Source organism: Tateyamaria omphalii, from assembly GCF_014651375.1.
Lineage (GTDB): Bacteria > Pseudomonadota > Alphaproteobacteria > Rhodobacterales > Rhodobacteraceae > Tateyamaria > Tateyamaria omphalii.
In genome coordinates, this window is sequence record NZ_BMWT01000002.1 from 789,048 (window position 1) to 804,859 (window position 15,812).

The 15,812-nt window shown below is 60.1% G+C and carries 16 protein-coding genes; 10 read left to right on the top strand and 6 right to left on the bottom strand.

The genetic code is table 11. The features are described from left to right. Window positions 1–29: 29 nt before the first annotated feature. Together gatA and gatC are read right to left on the bottom strand one after the other, a co-directional pair. Window positions 30–1,514: an Asp-tRNA(Asn)/Glu-tRNA(Gln) amidotransferase subunit GatA gene (gatA, locus tag IE087_RS09535; protein ID WP_189369071.1), complete on the bottom strand. Its 1,485-nt coding sequence runs from the start codon at window positions 1,512–1,514 to the stop codon at window positions 30–32. Continuing rightward, window positions 1,514–1,801: an Asp-tRNA(Asn)/Glu-tRNA(Gln) amidotransferase subunit GatC gene (gene gatC, locus IE087_RS09540; protein WP_189369072.1), complete on the bottom strand. Its 288-nt coding sequence runs from the start codon at window positions 1,799–1,801 to the stop codon at window positions 1,514–1,516. Before gatC ends, gatA begins: the two co-directional genes overlap by 1 nt. Before the next feature lie 115 nt (window positions 1,802–1,916). On the opposite strand from gatC, the gene IE087_RS09545 reads away from it, so the two are divergent. Next, window positions 1,917–2,330 carry a VOC family protein gene (locus IE087_RS09545; RefSeq protein ID WP_189369073.1) on the top strand — a complete coding sequence of 138 codons (414 nt, stop codon included), beginning with the start codon at window positions 1,917–1,919 and terminating at the stop codon, window positions 2,328–2,330. Here the strand turns inward: IE087_RS09545 and IE087_RS09550 are convergent. After that, window positions 2,309–2,980: a ceramidase domain-containing protein gene (locus IE087_RS09550; protein WP_189369074.1), complete on the bottom strand. Its 672-nt coding sequence runs from the start codon at window positions 2,978–2,980 to the stop codon at window positions 2,309–2,311. The two genes, IE087_RS09545 and IE087_RS09550, sit on opposite strands and share 22 nt — an antisense overlap. A 259-nt stretch (window positions 2,981–3,239) precedes the next feature. On the opposite strand from IE087_RS09550, the gene IE087_RS09555 reads away from it, so the two are divergent. Next, window positions 3,240–3,932 carry a metal-dependent hydrolase gene (locus IE087_RS09555; protein ID WP_189369075.1) on the top strand — a complete coding sequence of 231 codons (693 nt, stop codon included), beginning with the start codon at window positions 3,240–3,242 and terminating at the stop codon, window positions 3,930–3,932. Window positions 3,933–3,944: 12 nt separating this feature from the next. On the opposite strand, the gene IE087_RS09560 is transcribed toward IE087_RS09555, so the two are convergent. Next, window positions 3,945–4,394, bottom strand: a complete 450-nt coding sequence (locus IE087_RS09560) for a nucleoside deaminase (RefSeq protein ID WP_189369076.1) — start codon at window positions 4,392–4,394, stop codon at window positions 3,945–3,947. Window positions 4,395–4,449: 55 nt separating this feature from the next. Here IE087_RS09560 and IE087_RS09565 point away from each other — a divergent pair, with 55 nt between their 5' ends. The 6 genes from IE087_RS09565 to IE087_RS09590 all read left to right on the top strand — a co-directional run bounded on the left by IE087_RS09565 (window position 4,450) and on the right by IE087_RS09590 (window position 10,391). Next, on the top strand, window positions 4,450–5,244 hold the full coding sequence (locus IE087_RS09565) for a pseudouridine synthase (protein WP_229801325.1): 795 nt from the start codon (window positions 4,450–4,452) through the stop codon (window positions 5,242–5,244). Between the two features lie 296 nt (window positions 5,245–5,540). Further along, window positions 5,541–6,173, top strand: coding sequence for a M23 family metallopeptidase (locus IE087_RS09570; protein ID WP_189369078.1), 633 nt, complete (start codon window positions 5,541–5,543; stop codon window positions 6,171–6,173). 4 nt (window positions 6,174–6,177) lie between these two features. Next, window positions 6,178–7,077, top strand: a complete 900-nt coding sequence (locus IE087_RS09575; RefSeq protein WP_189369079.1) for a 5-bromo-4-chloroindolyl phosphate hydrolysis family protein — start codon at window positions 6,178–6,180, stop codon at window positions 7,075–7,077. An 18-nt stretch (window positions 7,078–7,095) separates the two neighbouring features. Beyond that, on the top strand, window positions 7,096–8,292 hold the full coding sequence (locus tag IE087_RS09580) for a toxic anion resistance protein (RefSeq protein ID WP_189369080.1): 1,197 nt from the start codon (window positions 7,096–7,098) through the stop codon (window positions 8,290–8,292). A gap of 10 nt (window positions 8,293–8,302) precedes the next feature. Then, window positions 8,303–9,268, top strand: coding sequence for a DUF2927 domain-containing protein (locus tag IE087_RS09585; protein WP_189369081.1), 966 nt, complete (start codon window positions 8,303–8,305; stop codon window positions 9,266–9,268). 19 nt (window positions 9,269–9,287) lie between these two features. After that, window positions 9,288–10,391: an SPFH domain-containing protein gene (locus IE087_RS09590; RefSeq protein ID WP_189369082.1), complete on the top strand. Its 1,104-nt coding sequence runs from the start codon at window positions 9,288–9,290 to the stop codon at window positions 10,389–10,391. A gap of 9 nt (window positions 10,392–10,400) precedes the next feature. Here IE087_RS09590 and IE087_RS09595 read toward each other — a convergent pair whose 3' ends face one another. Continuing rightward, complete coding sequence (locus IE087_RS09595) at window positions 10,401–11,633, bottom strand: L-rhamnose isomerase (RefSeq protein WP_189369083.1); 1,233 nt, start codon at window positions 11,631–11,633, stop codon at window positions 10,401–10,403. A gap of 9 nt (window positions 11,634–11,642) precedes the next feature. Further along, window positions 11,643–13,745: a bifunctional rhamnulose-1-phosphate aldolase/short-chain dehydrogenase gene (locus IE087_RS09600; RefSeq protein ID WP_189369084.1), complete on the bottom strand. Its 2,103-nt coding sequence runs from the start codon at window positions 13,743–13,745 to the stop codon at window positions 11,643–11,645. A 186-nt stretch (window positions 13,746–13,931) separates the two neighbouring features. Between IE087_RS09600 and IE087_RS09605 the strand changes: the two genes are divergently transcribed. Together IE087_RS09605 and rhaS are read left to right on the top strand one after the other, a co-directional pair. Beyond that, the gene (locus IE087_RS09605; RefSeq protein WP_189369085.1) at window positions 13,932–14,729 is read left to right on the top strand and encodes a DeoR/GlpR family DNA-binding transcription regulator; all 798 of its coding nucleotides are present in this window, start codon (window positions 13,932–13,934) and stop codon (window positions 14,727–14,729) included. A 36-nt stretch (window positions 14,730–14,765) separates the two neighbouring features. Beyond that, window positions 14,766–15,767 (top strand): rhamnose ABC transporter substrate-binding protein, encoded by a 1,002-nt coding sequence (gene rhaS, locus IE087_RS09610; protein ID WP_189369086.1) that lies wholly within the window; start codon window positions 14,766–14,768, stop codon window positions 15,765–15,767. The last annotated feature ends 45 nt before the right edge of the window (window positions 15,768–15,812 follow it).

Sequence of the window (15,812 nt, forward strand, 5' to 3'; positions counted from 1 at the left end):
TACACTTCAGTTATTCAGGTCGGACAGAATTACCACCATTTGCCGGGTTTTGCTACAAACCCAACCCGGGCCTCCAGCGCATAAGCGGTGTTCAGCAAATCACCCTCTTCCCATGGGCGGCCAATCAACTGCAGACCCAGCGGCAATCCATTCGCATCCGTCCCTGCGGGGACAGCGATCCCCGGCAGGCCCGCCATGTTGACGGTGACCGTGAACACGTCGTTCAGGTACATTTGCACCGGATCGTCCGATGCCTCACCCAGACCAAAGGCGGCAGACGGCGTCGCAGGGGTCAGGATCGCATCGATCCCTTGGGCGAACACGTCCTCGAAATCCTTCTTGATCAGCGTCCGCACCTTGCGCGCGCGGTTATAGTATGCGTCGTAGAAACCAGCAGACAGCACGTAAGTGCCGATCATCACACGACGTTTCACCTCGTCGCCAAACCCTTCCGCACGGGTCTTTTCATACATCTCGGTGATGCCGTCGCCCTGATCCAGCTTTGCGCGGTGGCCATAGCGCACCCCATCGTAGCGGGCGAGGTTCGACGACGCCTCCGCCGGCGCAATCACGTAATAGGCGGGCAAAGCGTATTTCGTATGAGGCAAGGAGATATCGACAATCTCCGCCCCGGCATCGGCCAGCATCTCGCGGCCCTGCGCCCAAAGCGTCTCGATCTCTTCCGGCATGCCATCCATGCGGTATTCCGCCGGTATGCCGATCTTCTTGCCCTTGATGTCACCGGTCAGCATTGCCTCGAAATTCGGCACCGGCAGATCTGCGCTGGTCGAATCCTTGGGATCATGGCTGCACATGGCCTCAAGCATGATGGCGGCATCGCGAACCGATTTGGTCATCGGCCCCGCCTGATCCAAGGACGAGGCAAAGGCTACCACACCCCAGCGCGAACACCGGCCATAGGTCGGCTTGATGCCTGTGATTCCGGTGAAGGCGGCAGGCTGGCGGATTGACCCGCCGGTATCTGTCCCGGTCGCAGCCAGACACAGGTCAGCCGCCACGGCAGAGGCCGAGCCACCCGACGAACCACCAGGGGTCAGGGCGGCCTCATCATTGCCACGGCGCCACGGATTCACGGCATTGCCATAGACAGACGTTTCGTTGGACGAGCCCATGGCGAACTCATCCATGTTCAACTTGCCCAGCATGACCGCACCGGCATCCAGCAGGTTGCCACTAACGGTGCTCTCATACTCCGGCAAAAACCCTTCCAGAATGCGGCTCCCGGCCTGGCTCGGCACACCCTTGGTGCAGAACAGGTCCTTGATGCCAATCGGCAACCCACACATGTCGGGCGCATCACCCGCCTTGATCCGCGCATCCGCGGCCTTGGCCTGATCGCGCGCAATCTCGGGCGTGTTGTGGACAAAGGCGTTCAGCGCCCCCGCCCCTTCGATCTCGGTCAGACACGCCTCGGTCAACTCGACCGAGGTCACATCGCCTTTGCGCAGCGCGTCACGGGCCTCTGCCAGCCCCAACTTGTTCAATTCAGCCATTACTCAACTACCTTCGGCACGGCAAAGAACCCTTCGCGGGCATCCGGGGCGTTCGCCAGCACCTTGTCCTGCTGACCACCATCGGTCACCTCATCCACACGGCGCTTCAAACGTTGCGGCGTGACCGAGGTCATGGGCTCCACACCCTCGACATCCACTTCACTCAGCTGCTCGATGAAGCCAAGGATCGTGTTGAATTCGGATGCCAAGGCCGGAAGCTGGTCTTCCTCGACCTTGATCCGGGCCAGTTTCGCCACGCGGGCGGCGGTGCTTTGATCGATGGACATGAAACCCCTCGTGTTCTCGTCTGGTCGGGCAATAGCGAAGGGATGGGCCACCTTCAAGCCTTGGCCCTTGCCCCATCGGGCTGATCGCCACAGATTTGAACAGGAAGGAGGACCCATGAAGCTGAAACTACACCATGTGAATCTTGTGACCGATGATGTGGCGCGGATGGACGCCTTCTATCGCGATGTGCTGGGACTGGACCGGGAAAGTGATGGCCTGCCCACGCTGGAAAAGAAAAAAGGATATGCAAGCGACGTAGCCTTTGTCACGGACGGGGCGATCCAGACGCATCTGGCGCAAAAGGACCCGCTGGCCGGCTTTCGGTCAGGGCAGATGGTGAACCCGGTCAGCCATGGGCACATCGCCTACCGCACCGATGACCTGGCTGCGTTCAAAAAGCATCTGGAGGCGCAAAGCATCCCTTATGCCGATTGGGGCAACCGGGCTGTTGCGGGCTGGGACCAGATCTTTTTTTATGACCTGGATGGCAATGTCATCGAAGTGCATCAGGTGTCGGACACGACTTGATTGCGTTCAGGTACGGACGACAGGTAACGCCGATACACCTCGATCATCCAGCCCAGCATGATCCCGTTCAGGATGTGCCACAGGAAATGGGTTCCCATCGGGAACTGGGCGCATAGCATTTCATCCACGGACCGGGCTGTCAGCGACACGAACAGGATGACGGCCCCAATGACAAATCCCCGCGCCAAGTCTGGTGCACGGCGTCGAAGCAGCACGGCGTAAATCAGGATCAATACCGGAACAGGCAGATACCCGGCCGACACGCTCAGAACCGGAACATATTGAAACAACGGGATCGTCGCCACCGCATAGGGAAAGAACAACGCCGTTGCCCCCAAGGCCCATCCGGTGCGCATGCCCCATACATCGCGGTTGATGGCGAAGATATAGAGCAGGATGAACGCCGCGATCGGCGCAACATCGGCAATGGCCGACCAGACCTGTGCGTGGGTGTGAAAAAGATAGCTGCCGATCCCGATCAGCCCCAGAACAACCGACAGCGCCCGCGCCATGGGCACCCCGGTACTGCGCCGCCATATCCACAGCGCAACGATCACAAAGGCCGCATTCGTCACGGCATTCACCGGCTCGGCCCAATACTCCGGCCCCAGCCGTTCGCAATACCCGTCGATCTCGCGCAACAATTCCATGCCACTCACCTACGCTGCCCCGCGCCGGTATCAAGGTCCGTACGTTGCGTTAACCTCACCTCGACCGCCCGTTGGGTGTGTACAGGAGGTGTACGGATGCTGCACGGGGGGTGACACCCTGTCATACGCGCTTAACCTCCCTGAATACGGGGTAAATCTCCGCACGAATCGTCTACCCCTTCACTTTGCCAAAAAAACTCCCGCCGGAGGCTCCCGCACTCTGCAACCTGCGCTACACTGGCCCAAAGGGAGGAACGATATGAACATCATCTGGCTCGGCCACGGCAGCTTCCGCATCGAAATCGGGGACCAGATCCTGCTGATCGACCCATGGTTCAATGGCAACCCCATGCTCGAAGACACCCAACACGACGCCGCCATCAAGGACGCAACCCACATCCTCGTTACCCACGGCCATTTCGATCACACCGCCGATATCGTTGGGATCAGTCAGAAGACAGGCGCGCCGGTGTCAGCGATCTACGAGCTGGGCAAATTGCTCTTTGCCCAAGGTGCAATCGAAGGACATGCCTTTGGCCGCGGTGGCACAATCAGCCTTGGGGATGTCACGGCAACCCTTGTTCCGGCCTCGCACTCCTCGTCTATCGGGTCGGACGACACAATGCGGTACGCGGGCCAGGAATGCGGGTTCATCCTGCGTGGCGAAGGCAAAACCATCTACGTCTCGGGCGACACGGACATCCATGCCGACATGGGCTGGATCGGGGACTACCACAAACCTGATATCGGCATCCTGTCAGCGGGCGGATACTTTACCATGGACATGGCCGGTGCTGCATATGCCGCACGCAAGTATTTCCACTTCGACACCGTAATTCCCTGTCATTACAAGACATTCCCACTTCTTGAACAATCGGCAGACGTGCTGCGCGACAGCCTGCCAGGGGTCAAAGTGATTGAGCCGGAGGTGATGCAGCCCATCACACTCTAAGCCGGACCGTACCTAGCGGCGCGACGCAAAAAAGTCCTTCAGCAAGGCTTCGGCCTCTGCCGCACCAATGCCGTCATAGACCTCTGGCACATGGTGCGCCTGGCTGTGTGAAAACACCCGCGCACCATGGGCAACCCCGCCAGATTTGGGATCAGACGCCCCGTAATACACACGGCCAATCCGTGCCGCCGCAATGGCCGCCGCACACATGGCACAAGGCTCAAGCGTGACGTACAGATCGTGCCCCACCAAACGCTCCGATCCCGCATCTGCACAGGCCGCGCGGATCGCCAACACCTCTGCATGGGCCGTGGGATCCGACATCTCGCGGGTCCGGTTCCCGGCCCGCGCCACGATCTGTCCCCGCGGGGACACCACAACAGCGCCCACGGGGACCTCGCCCCGCACACCTGCCGCGCGCGCTTCTTCCAGCGCCTGATCCATGAATGACCGAAACTCCATGCCTTCCCCTGCCACGCCGCTTGCCTGCCGCGCAACCCACCGCTATGGCCTGCCCATGACCCAAGACACTCCCAAGGGCGACCGCATCGCCAAGGTTCTGGCCCGCGCCGGCATCGCCAGCCGCCGTGGCGCAGAAGAGATCATCACTGCCGGACGCGTCAGCGTAAACGGCAAGCGTATCGACAGCCCGGCCCTGAATGTCACGCACGCCGACAAGATCACCGTGGACGGCAAACCGCTGAACGCGCCTGAGCCGGAGCGGCTGTGGCTCTACCACAAGCCTGCGGGTCTTGTGACGACAACCAAGGACGAACAGGGACGCAGCACCATCTTTGATGCCCTGCCCGAAGACATGCCACGGGTGATGAGCGTCGGCAGGCTCGACCTCAATTCCGAAGGGCTTTTGCTGCTGACCAATGATGGCGGGATCAAGCGCAAGCTTGAACTGCCCTCAACCGGTTGGATGCGCCGCTACCGCGTGCGGGTGAATGGCCGCCCCACCGACCCGCAACTTGAACCACTGCGCAAGGGCGTGACGGTCGACGGGGAACGGTTCCAGCCCATGCAGGTCACGCTCGACCGGCAACAAGGCGCCAATGCGTGGCTGACGGTTGGCCTGCGCGAGGGCAAGAACCGCGAGATCCGGCGTGCCATGGACAGTATCGGCCTTGCCGTGAACCGCCTGATCCGGGTCAGCTACGGCCCGTTCCAGTTGGGAGAGTTGAAGCAAGGCGCCGTTGAGGAAGTACGCCGCCGCGTCATACGGGATCAACTGGGCTTGGAGCCGGAATCGGCAGCACAGCAGGTCAAACCAAGCGGCAAACCGCGCCGAACACGCAAACCGCGATAAAGGCCATCCATCTGCCCAACCTCAATTTTGACGCGAAACGGGAAAAATTCCCCTTGCGCCTGTCATTTGCGCGTCACACCTCTATTGCAATGAAGGACATGCGCGCGCCTCTAGTGCTGCATCCGCAAACCGGCTATATGTGTCATAGCCAACAGGGACTTACGGGATGGAGCCAACCGCTTTTCAAAAAATCGCATTCGCGGTTCTGATTGCGCTGATGTTCGGCGTGACAACCGGATTGCTTGGGGGGCTGTAGGATCGTGCGTCGTGGCATCCGTTTTTGGCGCTCTCTTGCCATGCTGAGCGCGATTGGTCTGCTCAATGGCGGCTGGGCATCCGAACCAGCCCATGCGCAAGGCATTGGCAAGTTAATCTACCCCAAAGGCGCGCCAAAGATCGCATCGGATTTTCGGTCGCGCAAAGGGGTAAATGGCCTGCGCCGTCCGGCCCGTCACCAAGGCATTGATATCAAGGGCCGCAACGGCACACGCATTATCGCTGCTGCCGACGGGCGCGTTCTGGAAACCGACGTAGGATCATGCTGGGGACCGACGATCGTAGTCGATCACGGGACCGGCTCTGACGGAAAACGGCTGATCGCAGCATACGGGCACCTCGACAAGATGACGGTCAAGGCTGGTCAATCCGTGAAGCGTGGCCAAGTTATCGGCACACTTGGCAACAACTTTCGCAAATTTGACTGCATCGTCGGCGTGCGGCACCTGCACTTCCAGTTGGGGCGTGCGTGGCGCGGTCCTGAGAAGGGCACATTCTGGGGCCACGTTCGATATCTCCGTGATGGCAAACGCGGCACCAATCCGCATGCCTATTGGGCCGATGGCCCCAACCGCATCACCTGTTTTGATGCGTCCCGCAGTTATCCAGCGGGAACGCTGACCTACCCTGTACCCTGCGCCGAAGGAACCTGAGCCAATGGCCAAACGCTTTGGTGGAAAATACAGCCCCGACGGCCAGAAAGAACCGGTAAACGGATCGCGCCCCGCCTTTGAGCGGGCGCGGGTTGACCCGGTTGGCGCGCGCGCGAACCTCATGTTCCTGCCTGCGGTCCCAATGGTGTTCCTGGCCCTCAATGATGGCGCCACTGGCCTGATCACCGCTCTCGTCTCTGCCGCTGTGCTGACCGGTGGCGCATTCATGCTACGCGAAGGGCTCAAGGCCGAGGCCGCATACGTCGCCCGTAAAGTGGCGCGTCGCCCCGCACTGCCCCGCAAGATCATTGCCGCGCTTCTTGTTGGCGTTGGAATCGCACTCGCCGCCTATAGGTCCGAACCCGGACTTGTTGCGCCCGTGCTCTACGGCCTTGCAGCACTTGGTCTGCATCTGGCAGCGTTCGGCATTGATCCGCTGAAATCCAAGGGCATGGAGGGCGTCGACACATTCCAGCAAGACCGCGTGGCCCGCGTCGTCGACGGCGCCGAAGAGTTGCTGACCGAAATGCGCGATGCAATGAAACGCGCGCAGGATCGCAAAATGGAGTTGCGTTTGGACCAATTTCAAACCACCGTGCGTGATCTGATCCAGACGGTCGAGGAAGACCCCCGTGATCTTACCGCTGCGCGCAAATATCTGGGCGTCTACCTGATCGGTGCGCGCGATGCGACGGCCAAGTTTGCCGACATCTACGGCCGCAGCCGCGACACGCAAGCCCGCGTCGACTATGCCGCGCTGCTGGATGACCTTGAGGAGAATTTCGCAGCCCGCACACGCGCGCTGCTCACCGAGGATCGCACCGACCTCAACATCGAAATCGACGTGCTGCGCGACCGTTTGCAGCGCGAAGGCGTACGCGTGTCGCGCGCCGAAGACATATAAAACCAAGGGGGGGCAAACATGTCCGAAACAGTCCGTCAAAAAGCCGAAGCAGCACTTGCGCAGGTTGAAGAGGTGACAGCCGTCGTGCTGCCTGAACCGGCAGAGGCCACCGCCATCGTGCCGCTGGATCAGGCCGATGCGCCCGTGGGCGCCGAAATCCGCGCCCGTATGGACGAAATCGACATGGAGGACACGCAGTCCATCGTGTCCTTCGGGTCTGCCGCGCAAGCCGAGTTGCAGGAAATCAGTCAGGCCATGTTGCAGGACGTCCGCAATAAGGATGTAGGCCCCGCAGGGGACAGCCTGCGCACCATCGTCACCACGATCCGCGGCTTCTCGGTGTCGGAACTGGATGTGCGTCGCGAGCGCAGCTTTTGGGAAAAGCTGATCGGCCGCGCAGCACCGTTTGCCAAGTTCACCGCCAAGTTCGAAACTGTGCAGGGTCAGATCGACAAGATCACCGATGACCTGCTGGCGCACGAACACACGCTGCTGAAGGATATCAAGTCGCTTGATCTGCTCTATGAAAAGACGCTGCAATTCTATGACGAACTGGCGCTCTACATCGCGGCGGGCGAAGAGAAGATCAAAGAACTGGACGAGACGATCATTCCAGCGAAAGAGGCCGATGTTCAGGCTGCAGCCGAGGATGATCAGGTCATGGTGGCGCAAGAACTGCGCGACCTGCGCGCCGCCCGCGACGATCTGGAGCGCCGGGTGCATGACCTCAAGCTGACACGCCAGGTGACCATGCAGTCCCTGCCCTCGATCCGGCTGGTGCAGGAAAACGACAAATCGCTGGTGACCAAGATCAACTCGACCCTCGTCAACACCGTGCCACTGTGGGAAACGCAACTTGCACAGGCCGTCACCATCCAACGCAGCGCCGAAGCGGCAGCAGCCGTGCGCGACGCCAACGATCTGACCAACGAGCTGTTGACCGCCAACGCGGCCAACCTGCGCGAAAGCAACAAGATGATCCGCGAAGAGATGGAACGCGGGGTCTTTGACATCGAAGCGGTAAAGCAAGCAAATGCCGACCTGATCGGCACTATAGAAGAGTCGCTGCAGATTGCCGACGAGGGCAAGGCCAAGCGCGCTGCGGCCGAAGAAGAGCTCAAGAAGATGGAGACCGAACTGCGCGACACGTTGGCGTCGGCCAAAGCCCGAAAAGACGGTGTCGGCGACAATGCCGGCACTGCGGTTCCGGGCTGATCTCGCCAAGATGGCAGAGACACGAACCAAAAGCAGGATCAAAGCGTGCGGCGGCCTTGCCGCCCTTGGCTTGCTTGTGGCCTGCGACATGTTCGTGCCCGTAGAGCCGGTGCTGACACCCAAGGTGCGGCCTGCCGGTCTGGTGCCCCCACCGGTGCCGGACGTGCAGGCCACGTCGCAAGAAAGTGCGGCCCTGCGTGCATATCTTGCGCAGGTGCAATCCAGCCAGTTGACCACCGGATTGCTACGGCAGGACGGTGGTGGCCCCGACACCCCCTTCACGTCGAGCATGCTGGCACGCAACTTCGAAGAGATCGTGTTTTTCAACGAATATGCAGGCCCCGGACTGCGCCCAGGTTCATCCAGCGCCCTGCGCCGATGGTCCGCCCCCGTGCGCATCGGGATCGAATTTGGGGCCTCAGTCCCGCCCAGCCAGCGCACACGCGACACCAATGATGTGATCGCCTACGCGCGCAGACTGTCGCAGGCTACTGGCCATCCTGTCTCGGTCTCCAACAACCCGAACTTCCTCGTGTTCTTCGTCTCCGAAGATGACCGGGCGGCCACTCTGAATGCCCGCGCAACGAACTTACCCGGAGTGAACCGGGTCAACCTCGGACCGGTGCGCGACCTGCCCAATGACGCCTATTGCGCGGTTGCGGCTTATGCCAGCGGAGCTGAGCGGTCGACCTACACCGCCGCCGTCGCCGTGATCCGGTCTGAAAACCCCGACCTGCTGCGCTTGTCCTGCATCCACGAGGAACTGGCCCAAGGGTTGGGCCTCGCCAATGACAGCCCCGACGCGCGCCCGTCAATTTTTAACGACGACGACGAATTCGCGCTGCTCACTGACCACGATGTACACCTGCTGGGTATGCTTTATGACGACCGTCTGCGCCCCGGCATGAGCTTGACCGAGGCACGCCCGATCGTGCGCACCCTCGCCGACGAGGCCACCAATCCAGGCCCGTCCTGACGACTATAGGAGACCCAACATGGGCATTTTCGACTTTCTTTCCGGCGAATTCATTGACGTCATCCACTGGGTCGACGACAGCCGCGACACCATGGTCTGGCGGTTCGAACGCGAGGGTCACGAGATCAAGTACGGTGCCAAGCTGACCGTGCGCGAAGGGCAGTCCGCCGTCTTTGTCCACGAAGGACAGTTGGCCGATGTCTTCACCCCCGGTCTCTACATGCTTGAGACCAACAACATGCCCATCATGACGACGCTGCAGCACTGGGATCACGGCTTCAAAAGCCCGTTCAAATCCGAGGTCTATTTCGTCAACACCACCCGTTTCAACGATCTGAAATGGGGCACCAAGAACCCGATCATCTGCCGCGATCCCGAATTTGGCCCAGTCCGCCTGCGCGCCTTCGGCACCTATTCGGTCAAGGTGGCCGACCCAGCCCGCTTCCTTGTTGAAATCGTCGGCACCGACGGCGAATTCACCATGGACGAGATCAGTTTCCAAATCCGCAACATCATCGTACAGGAAATGTCGCGCAGCCTTGCCAAGTCTGGCATTCCCGTGCTCGACATGGCTGCCAACACCCGCGAATTGGGGCAACTGGTGGCCAAGGAAATCAGCGCCCAGATCGCCGAATATGGCCTGACACTGCCAGAACTCTACATCGAAAACATCTCGCTCCCGCCAGCGGTCGAGGAAGTGATGGACAAGCGGTCCTCCATGGGCGTGATCGGAAACCTGAACGAATACATGCAGTTCCAAGCGGCCGAGGCGTTGGGTCGCGACGGTGGCGACGCCAGCGGTGCGATGCAGGCGGGTCTGGGCGCGGCAATGGGCATGCAGATGGGCCAGATGGCGTCCAGCGGTCCGTGGGGCGCGCGTCAGCCTGCAGCGGCCACACCGCCCCCACCACCGGTCGAACATGTCTGGCACGTGGCCGAGAATGGGGAAACCAAGGGGCCATTTTCCAAGGCGCAATTGGGCCGCATGGCAGCGGCAGGAGAGTTGAGCCGTGAGACATATGTCTGGACGGCAGGCCAGGATGGCTGGATGAAGGCCGAGGACGTGACCGAGCTTGCGCAACTCTTCACCATTCTGCCGCCGCCGCCACCACCCGGCGCATAAGGCGCGGCCCTAGCCCCGACTGGCAACACTGGCCTGATAAGCGTCAAGTTCGCGGATCAGACCCAGGCTGGTTGGGCGGTCGCTGCGACGGCAGAATTCGGACCAGACATCGCCAAATGGAAGGTCCTTGAACTCTTCTGTCATGGTCAGCCGCGTTGTGAAGTCCAGCGCGGTTTCCGCCTGCCGCAATCGGTCGAGCGGTGTCAGCAACGCACGCAACAACGCCTTTTGCATGTTGCGTGTTCCAATAATCCAGGCTGCCGTGCGGCTGATCGTGGCGTCAAAGAAATCCAGCCCGATATGCGTTCGCCCCAAAAGGTCGGCACTGACCAGTTCGTGGGCCATGTTCAGAATGTCGTCATTCAGCAGGATCACATGGTCACTGTCCCATCGCATCGGGCGCGAGACGTGCAAAAGGATCTCATCCAACGACAGGGCCACCGCACTCAGCTTGTCTGCGATATTCTCGGTCGGGTGAAAATGCCCCATGTCCAAACACAGCAGTGTGCCCTTGCGGATCGCATAGCCAAGGTAAAACTCGTGGCTGCCGACGGTGCACGCCTCGACCCCGATCCCGAACAGCTTTGATTCCACCGCGTCGCGCATATCTGACAGAGGCTCGGCCAGCATCTGATCCAGCGACGCCTCCAGCCGCGCCCGCGCGGCCATCCGATCAACGGGAATATCCTTGTATCCGTCAGGCACCCAGATGTTGTTGATACATTGCGAACCTAGGGCGGCGCCAATCTGCGCCGCAATCTCACGCGTGCGGCGCCCATGTTCGATCCAGAAGTCGCGAATGCCCTGATCGGGGTGAGACAGGGTGAGATTATCGTCCGCCTTCTCATGCGCAAAAAAGGTCGGGTTGAAGTCTAGCCCGATCCCATGCTCCTTCGCCCAATCGACCCAAGGTGCGAAATGGCGGTATTCAATCTGATCCCGGTCCGGCGCCTCATCCGTGTCCATATACATGGCATGCAGGTTCAACCGGTGTTTGCCCGGGATCATCGCATAGGCAAATTCCAGATCGGCCCGCAACTCATCCGGCGTGCGGGCTCGACCGGGGTAGTTGCCCGTAGCCTGAATGCCGCCGCCAGATGTACCCGTCTTGGGCTCAAAACCGACCACATCATCGCCCTGCCAGCAATGCATCGAAATCGGGATGGTGGTGAGCTGGCTGATCGCCGCTTCGGTATCAACACCCCACTCAGCAAAGGCCTCCTTGGCGCTGTTGTAACCCATCTGCCCCTCCTATCGCGTGAACGCCTGCACGTTTCCGGCATCCACATTCAGAATGTTCCCCGTGGATTTCGACGATGTATCGCTAGCGAAGAAGTAACACGCCTCGGCAATGTCCTCGGGCAGAACCGAGCGTTTGAGCATCGAGCGTTGCCTATACATTTCCTCCAGCCCCTCCTTGTCGGTGCCATATGTATCCGCCCGTTGCTCCAACCACTCGCCTTCCCAAATCTTGGACCCGCGCAACACCGCATCTGGATTGACCACATTGACCCGAATGCCTGCCTCCGCCCCTTCCAGCGCAAGGCAGCGCGCCAGATGGATTTCCGCCGCCTTGGCCGTGCAATAAGCCGAGGCGTTGGGCGACGCAGCCAAACCATTCTTGGATGCGACAAAGACGATCGAGCCCCCCATGTCCTGCACGCGCATCAACTTGAACGCTTCCCGGCTGACCAAAAAGTAACCGGTGCTCAGGATATCCATGTTCCTGTTCCACAGTGCGAGTGCCGTCTCCTCCACCGGGGCCGATGATGCGATACCAGCGTTGGACACCAGAATATCGATGCCGCCGAATTCCACGGCAGCGTCGGCCATGGCGCGGATCACGGCCGCTTCGTCCGTGACATCCATGATCGTTGCTCGGACCACATCCGCACCGTGAGATTGCACCAACCGGTCTTTGACCGCCTCCACCCCGTCGGCATTGATATCGGCCAGCATCACGCACGCGCCCTCGCGCAGATACCGCTCGGCCGTGGCTGCCCCAATGCCACCTGCGCCGCCAGTGACCAGCGCCACACGACCCGCCAGCGATTTTGGCTTTGGCATACGTTGCAATTTGGCCTCTTCTAAAAGCCAGTATTCGATATCGAACGCTTCCTGTTCGAGCAGGCCTTGATAGGTGCTGACCGCCGACGCGCACCGCATCACGTTGATCGCGTTGACATAAAACTCGCCGGAAATGCGAGCCGTCGCTTTGTTGTTGGCAAAGGTGATCATGCCAACCCCCGGGATCAGATACACAACCGCATTGGGGTCGCGCATGGAAGGGCTGTCAGGACGTTTGCACCGCTCGTAATAGGCGGCATAGTCGTCGCGATAGGCCGCGACTTGCGTAGGCAAGCCCGCCAACACCTCGTCGACGTTGCCCTTTGCAGGATCGAAATCGACCACCAAAGGGCGGATCTTCGTTCGCAGAAAATGATCGGGACAGGACGTGCCAAGCGCTGCAAGAGATGGCATGTCACACGCGTTGACGAATTCCAGCACGGCATCGCTGTCGTCGAAATGCCCCACCATATGCTGGTTGCCGCTGACGAAGCCGCGGATCGCAGGCATCAATTGCGCAGCAATAGCACGACGTTCCAACGCGGGCAGACTGTCATGCCCCGCGCCACCAAAGGCTTGCACGCCTTGTGTCTTTTCGTTCAGCCAGGCTGTTGCGACGTTGATAACATCGATGGTCGTGTCATAGCACGCGCGTGCCGTATAGCCCCAAGTGAACAGCCCATGACTTTCCAGCACAACACCGTCTGCATCCGGGTTGTCCTTGCAAAACGCCTCCAACCACAGACCAAGCTCATAACCGGGCCGCTTCCACGGCAGCCAACCGATCCGGTCGCCAAAAATCTCCTGCGTCAGCGCCTTCGAATTCTCGGACGCCGCAATCGCAATGATCGCATCCGCATGTACGTGATCGACATGCGTGCGCGGCACATAGGCATGCAGGGGTGTGTCGATCGACGCGGCGCGCGGGTTCAGTCGAAACGTGCAATGGGGTAAGTAGCCCACCATTTCGTCCTCGTACGCGACACCGCGATATAGCGACTTCAGGGCATGCAGTTTGTCCATGTAGAGGGTCGCGAAACCATCCAGCTTCATGGACTCAATGTCACCCCCAGATCCCTTGACCCAAAGAACCTCAACTTCCTGCCCGGTTAAGGGATCCGTTTCGATGACCTTGGCCGAGGTGTTTCCGCCGCCGTAATTTGTCACGCGCTTGTCCGCGCCAAGGATATTCGACCGATACAGCAACAGCTCGGATTCGCTTAAGCCTTCGGCTGCTGCGTTGTCCCAACGGTTTTCAAGTAGCTGATCTTCGAAGGTTTTCAGCACGACATCCTCCCGGTTCGGCGGCCTGCGGGCAGATCACCACCCACATCGTGTGTGATCAGGTTGCGTCGTTATGTCAATCATTTTCAGTCAATATAAGTCTTTTAATCACCGTTTATGATCATTGGTGATCGTTTATGATTGACAGAACAATCGAATCTGCGCAGGCTTCATCAATCGGGAGGCATCATGCACGAAAAAGAACGGCATAGGATCATTCTGTCCGCAGTGCAGGACAGACCCGTCGCAACGGTTGTCGAACTGTGCAACCTAACCGGCGCGTCCGAGGCGACCATCCGCCGGGACATCGCCACACTTCACATGCAACAAAAGTTGCGGCGCGTGCGCGGCGGCGCCGAGGCGATCAATCCGCCCCCGTTTGTCGGGCTGGCCGGGCGCACCTTTGCCGTCAACGAAACCATGCGGACGTCTGAAAAGCAGGCCATTGCCCGAGCAGCGGTCGACCTGTGCGAAGATGGCGATTCCATCATTATCAATGGCGGCACCACGACCTTTCAGATGGTGCACCCGCTTGCGACACGCCGCTGCCAGATTTTCACCAACTCGTTTCCCATTGCAGAACATCTGCTGAAGCATTCGAAGAACACGATCATGCTGTCCGGTGGAACGATCTACCGCGAGCAAAACATTATTCTGTCTCCCTTCGACAACGACGTGACGCGTAATTTCTATGCCAAACGGATGTTCATGGGGGCGCAGGGGCTTGGCCCGCTTGGTTTGATGGAAGCAGACCCGCTGCTGATCCAAGCGGAACAGAAACTGATTGGGCAAGCGGACGAATTGGTCGTGCTTGCCGACAGCTCGAAATTTGAACGGCGGTCAAGCCTCGTGCTTTGCCCGCTCAATCGCATCACCACGGTCATTACGGATGAAGGCATCTCGGACAAGGCGGCAGCCATGCTCGACGCTGCGGACGTGACGTTGGTCGTTGCCCAACCGGGCAGCGGTCAGGAGGAGGTCTCTTAACCGGCCTCGTGCAAAAGACAATTTGGGAGGATTGAAATGAAACGTAGGACATTTACGTCGCTGGTGGCAGGCCTGAGCCTGGGCGCAAGCCTGTTGGGTACAAGCGCCATGGCACAAGACAACATGCGTATTGCATTGGTGGTCAAGGCACTGGGCATCGGTTTCTTCGAAGCCGCGGCAGAAGGTGCGGAAGAGGCCGCAACTGAACTTGGCAACGTCGAAATCATCTATACCGGCCCCACCGATACGACGGCCGAAGGCCAGATCGAGGTGATCAATTCCCTGATCGCTCAAGGCGTCGATGCCATCGCGATCTCAGCCAACGATCCCGATGCGCTAGTCCCAGCCCTGAAGCGCGCCATGCAGCGCGGGATCACCGTGATCTCTTGGGATTCAGGTGTGGCCGAGGACGGGCGGCAGATGCACCTCAACCCGTCATCGAACGCACTGATCGGCAACATGATCATCAAGCTGGCTGCCGATCACCTGCCCGACGGCGGTGAAGTGGCCGTGCTATCGGCCTCCGCCACCGCTACGAACCAGAACATATGGATCGAAGAGATGAACAAGGTGATGGGCAACTATCCCGGCATCAACGTGGTGAGCACGGTCTATGGCGACGACCTGGCCGACAAATCCTATCGTGAGGCACAAGGCCTGATGCAGTCGCACCCCGATCTGGATGCGATCATTGCGCCCACAAGCGTTGGCATCGTGGCCGCTGCACAGGCCGTGGCGGACGCAGGCAAGGCGGGCGAGATCAACGTGACAGGTCTTGGCCTGCCCTCCGAGATGGCCGGCGCCATCGAGTCGGGCGCCTCCAAGTCGTTCGCAATCTGGAACCCGATCGATCTGGGCTATTCCGCCACGATGATCGCCCACGCGCTTGCCACCGAAGCAGCCACCGCCGAACCGGGTTCAGAAATCCCGATGGGCCGCATGGGATCCGTGACGCTGGACGACACGAATGCCTCCGCCATGGCGGACCCGTTTGTCTACGACGCCTCGAACATCGACCAATTCAAGTCGATCTTCTGATACTCCCCCTGGCCCCGGCACGGTGCGGCACTCATCGCTCCGGGG

Excerpts from the sequence above, each read along its gene's own strand:
- IE087_RS09550 (WP_189369074.1), bottom strand. The coding sequence starts at position 2,980 with ATGGAATTGTTGCGCGAGATCGACGGGTATTGCGAACGGCTGGGGCCG.
- IE087_RS09590 (WP_189369082.1), top strand. The coding sequence starts at position 9,288 with ATGGGCATTTTCGACTTTCTTTCCGGCGAATTCATTGACGTCATCCAC.
- IE087_RS09565 (WP_229801325.1), top strand. The coding sequence starts at position 4,450 with ATGACCCAAGACACTCCCAAGGGCGACCGCATCGCCAAGGTTCTGGCC.
- gatA (WP_189369071.1), bottom strand. The coding sequence starts at position 1,514 with ATGGCTGAATTGAACAAGTTGGGGCTGGCAGAGGCCCGTGACGCGCTG.
- IE087_RS09545 (WP_189369073.1), top strand. The coding sequence starts at position 1,917 with ATGAAGCTGAAACTACACCATGTGAATCTTGTGACCGATGATGTGGCG.
- IE087_RS09605 (WP_189369085.1), top strand. The coding sequence starts at position 13,932 with ATGCACGAAAAAGAACGGCATAGGATCATTCTGTCCGCAGTGCAGGAC.
- IE087_RS09555 (WP_189369075.1), top strand. The coding sequence starts at position 3,240 with ATGAACATCATCTGGCTCGGCCACGGCAGCTTCCGCATCGAAATCGGG.
- IE087_RS09585 (WP_189369081.1), top strand. The coding sequence starts at position 8,303 with ATGGCAGAGACACGAACCAAAAGCAGGATCAAAGCGTGCGGCGGCCTT.
- IE087_RS09575 (WP_189369079.1), top strand. The coding sequence starts at position 6,178 with ATGGCCAAACGCTTTGGTGGAAAATACAGCCCCGACGGCCAGAAAGAA.
- IE087_RS09560 (WP_189369076.1), bottom strand. The coding sequence starts at position 4,394 with ATGGAGTTTCGGTCATTCATGGATCAGGCGCTGGAAGAAGCGCGCGCG.
- gatC (WP_189369072.1), bottom strand. The coding sequence starts at position 1,801 with ATGTCCATCGATCAAAGCACCGCCGCCCGCGTGGCGAAACTGGCCCGG.
- rhaS (WP_189369086.1), top strand. The coding sequence starts at position 14,766 with ATGAAACGTAGGACATTTACGTCGCTGGTGGCAGGCCTGAGCCTGGGC.
- IE087_RS09570 (WP_189369078.1), top strand. The coding sequence starts at position 5,541 with ATGCTGAGCGCGATTGGTCTGCTCAATGGCGGCTGGGCATCCGAACCA.
- IE087_RS09580 (WP_189369080.1), top strand. The coding sequence starts at position 7,096 with ATGTCCGAAACAGTCCGTCAAAAAGCCGAAGCAGCACTTGCGCAGGTT.
- IE087_RS09595 (WP_189369083.1), bottom strand. The coding sequence starts at position 11,633 with ATGGGTTACAACAGCGCCAAGGAGGCCTTTGCTGAGTGGGGTGTTGAT.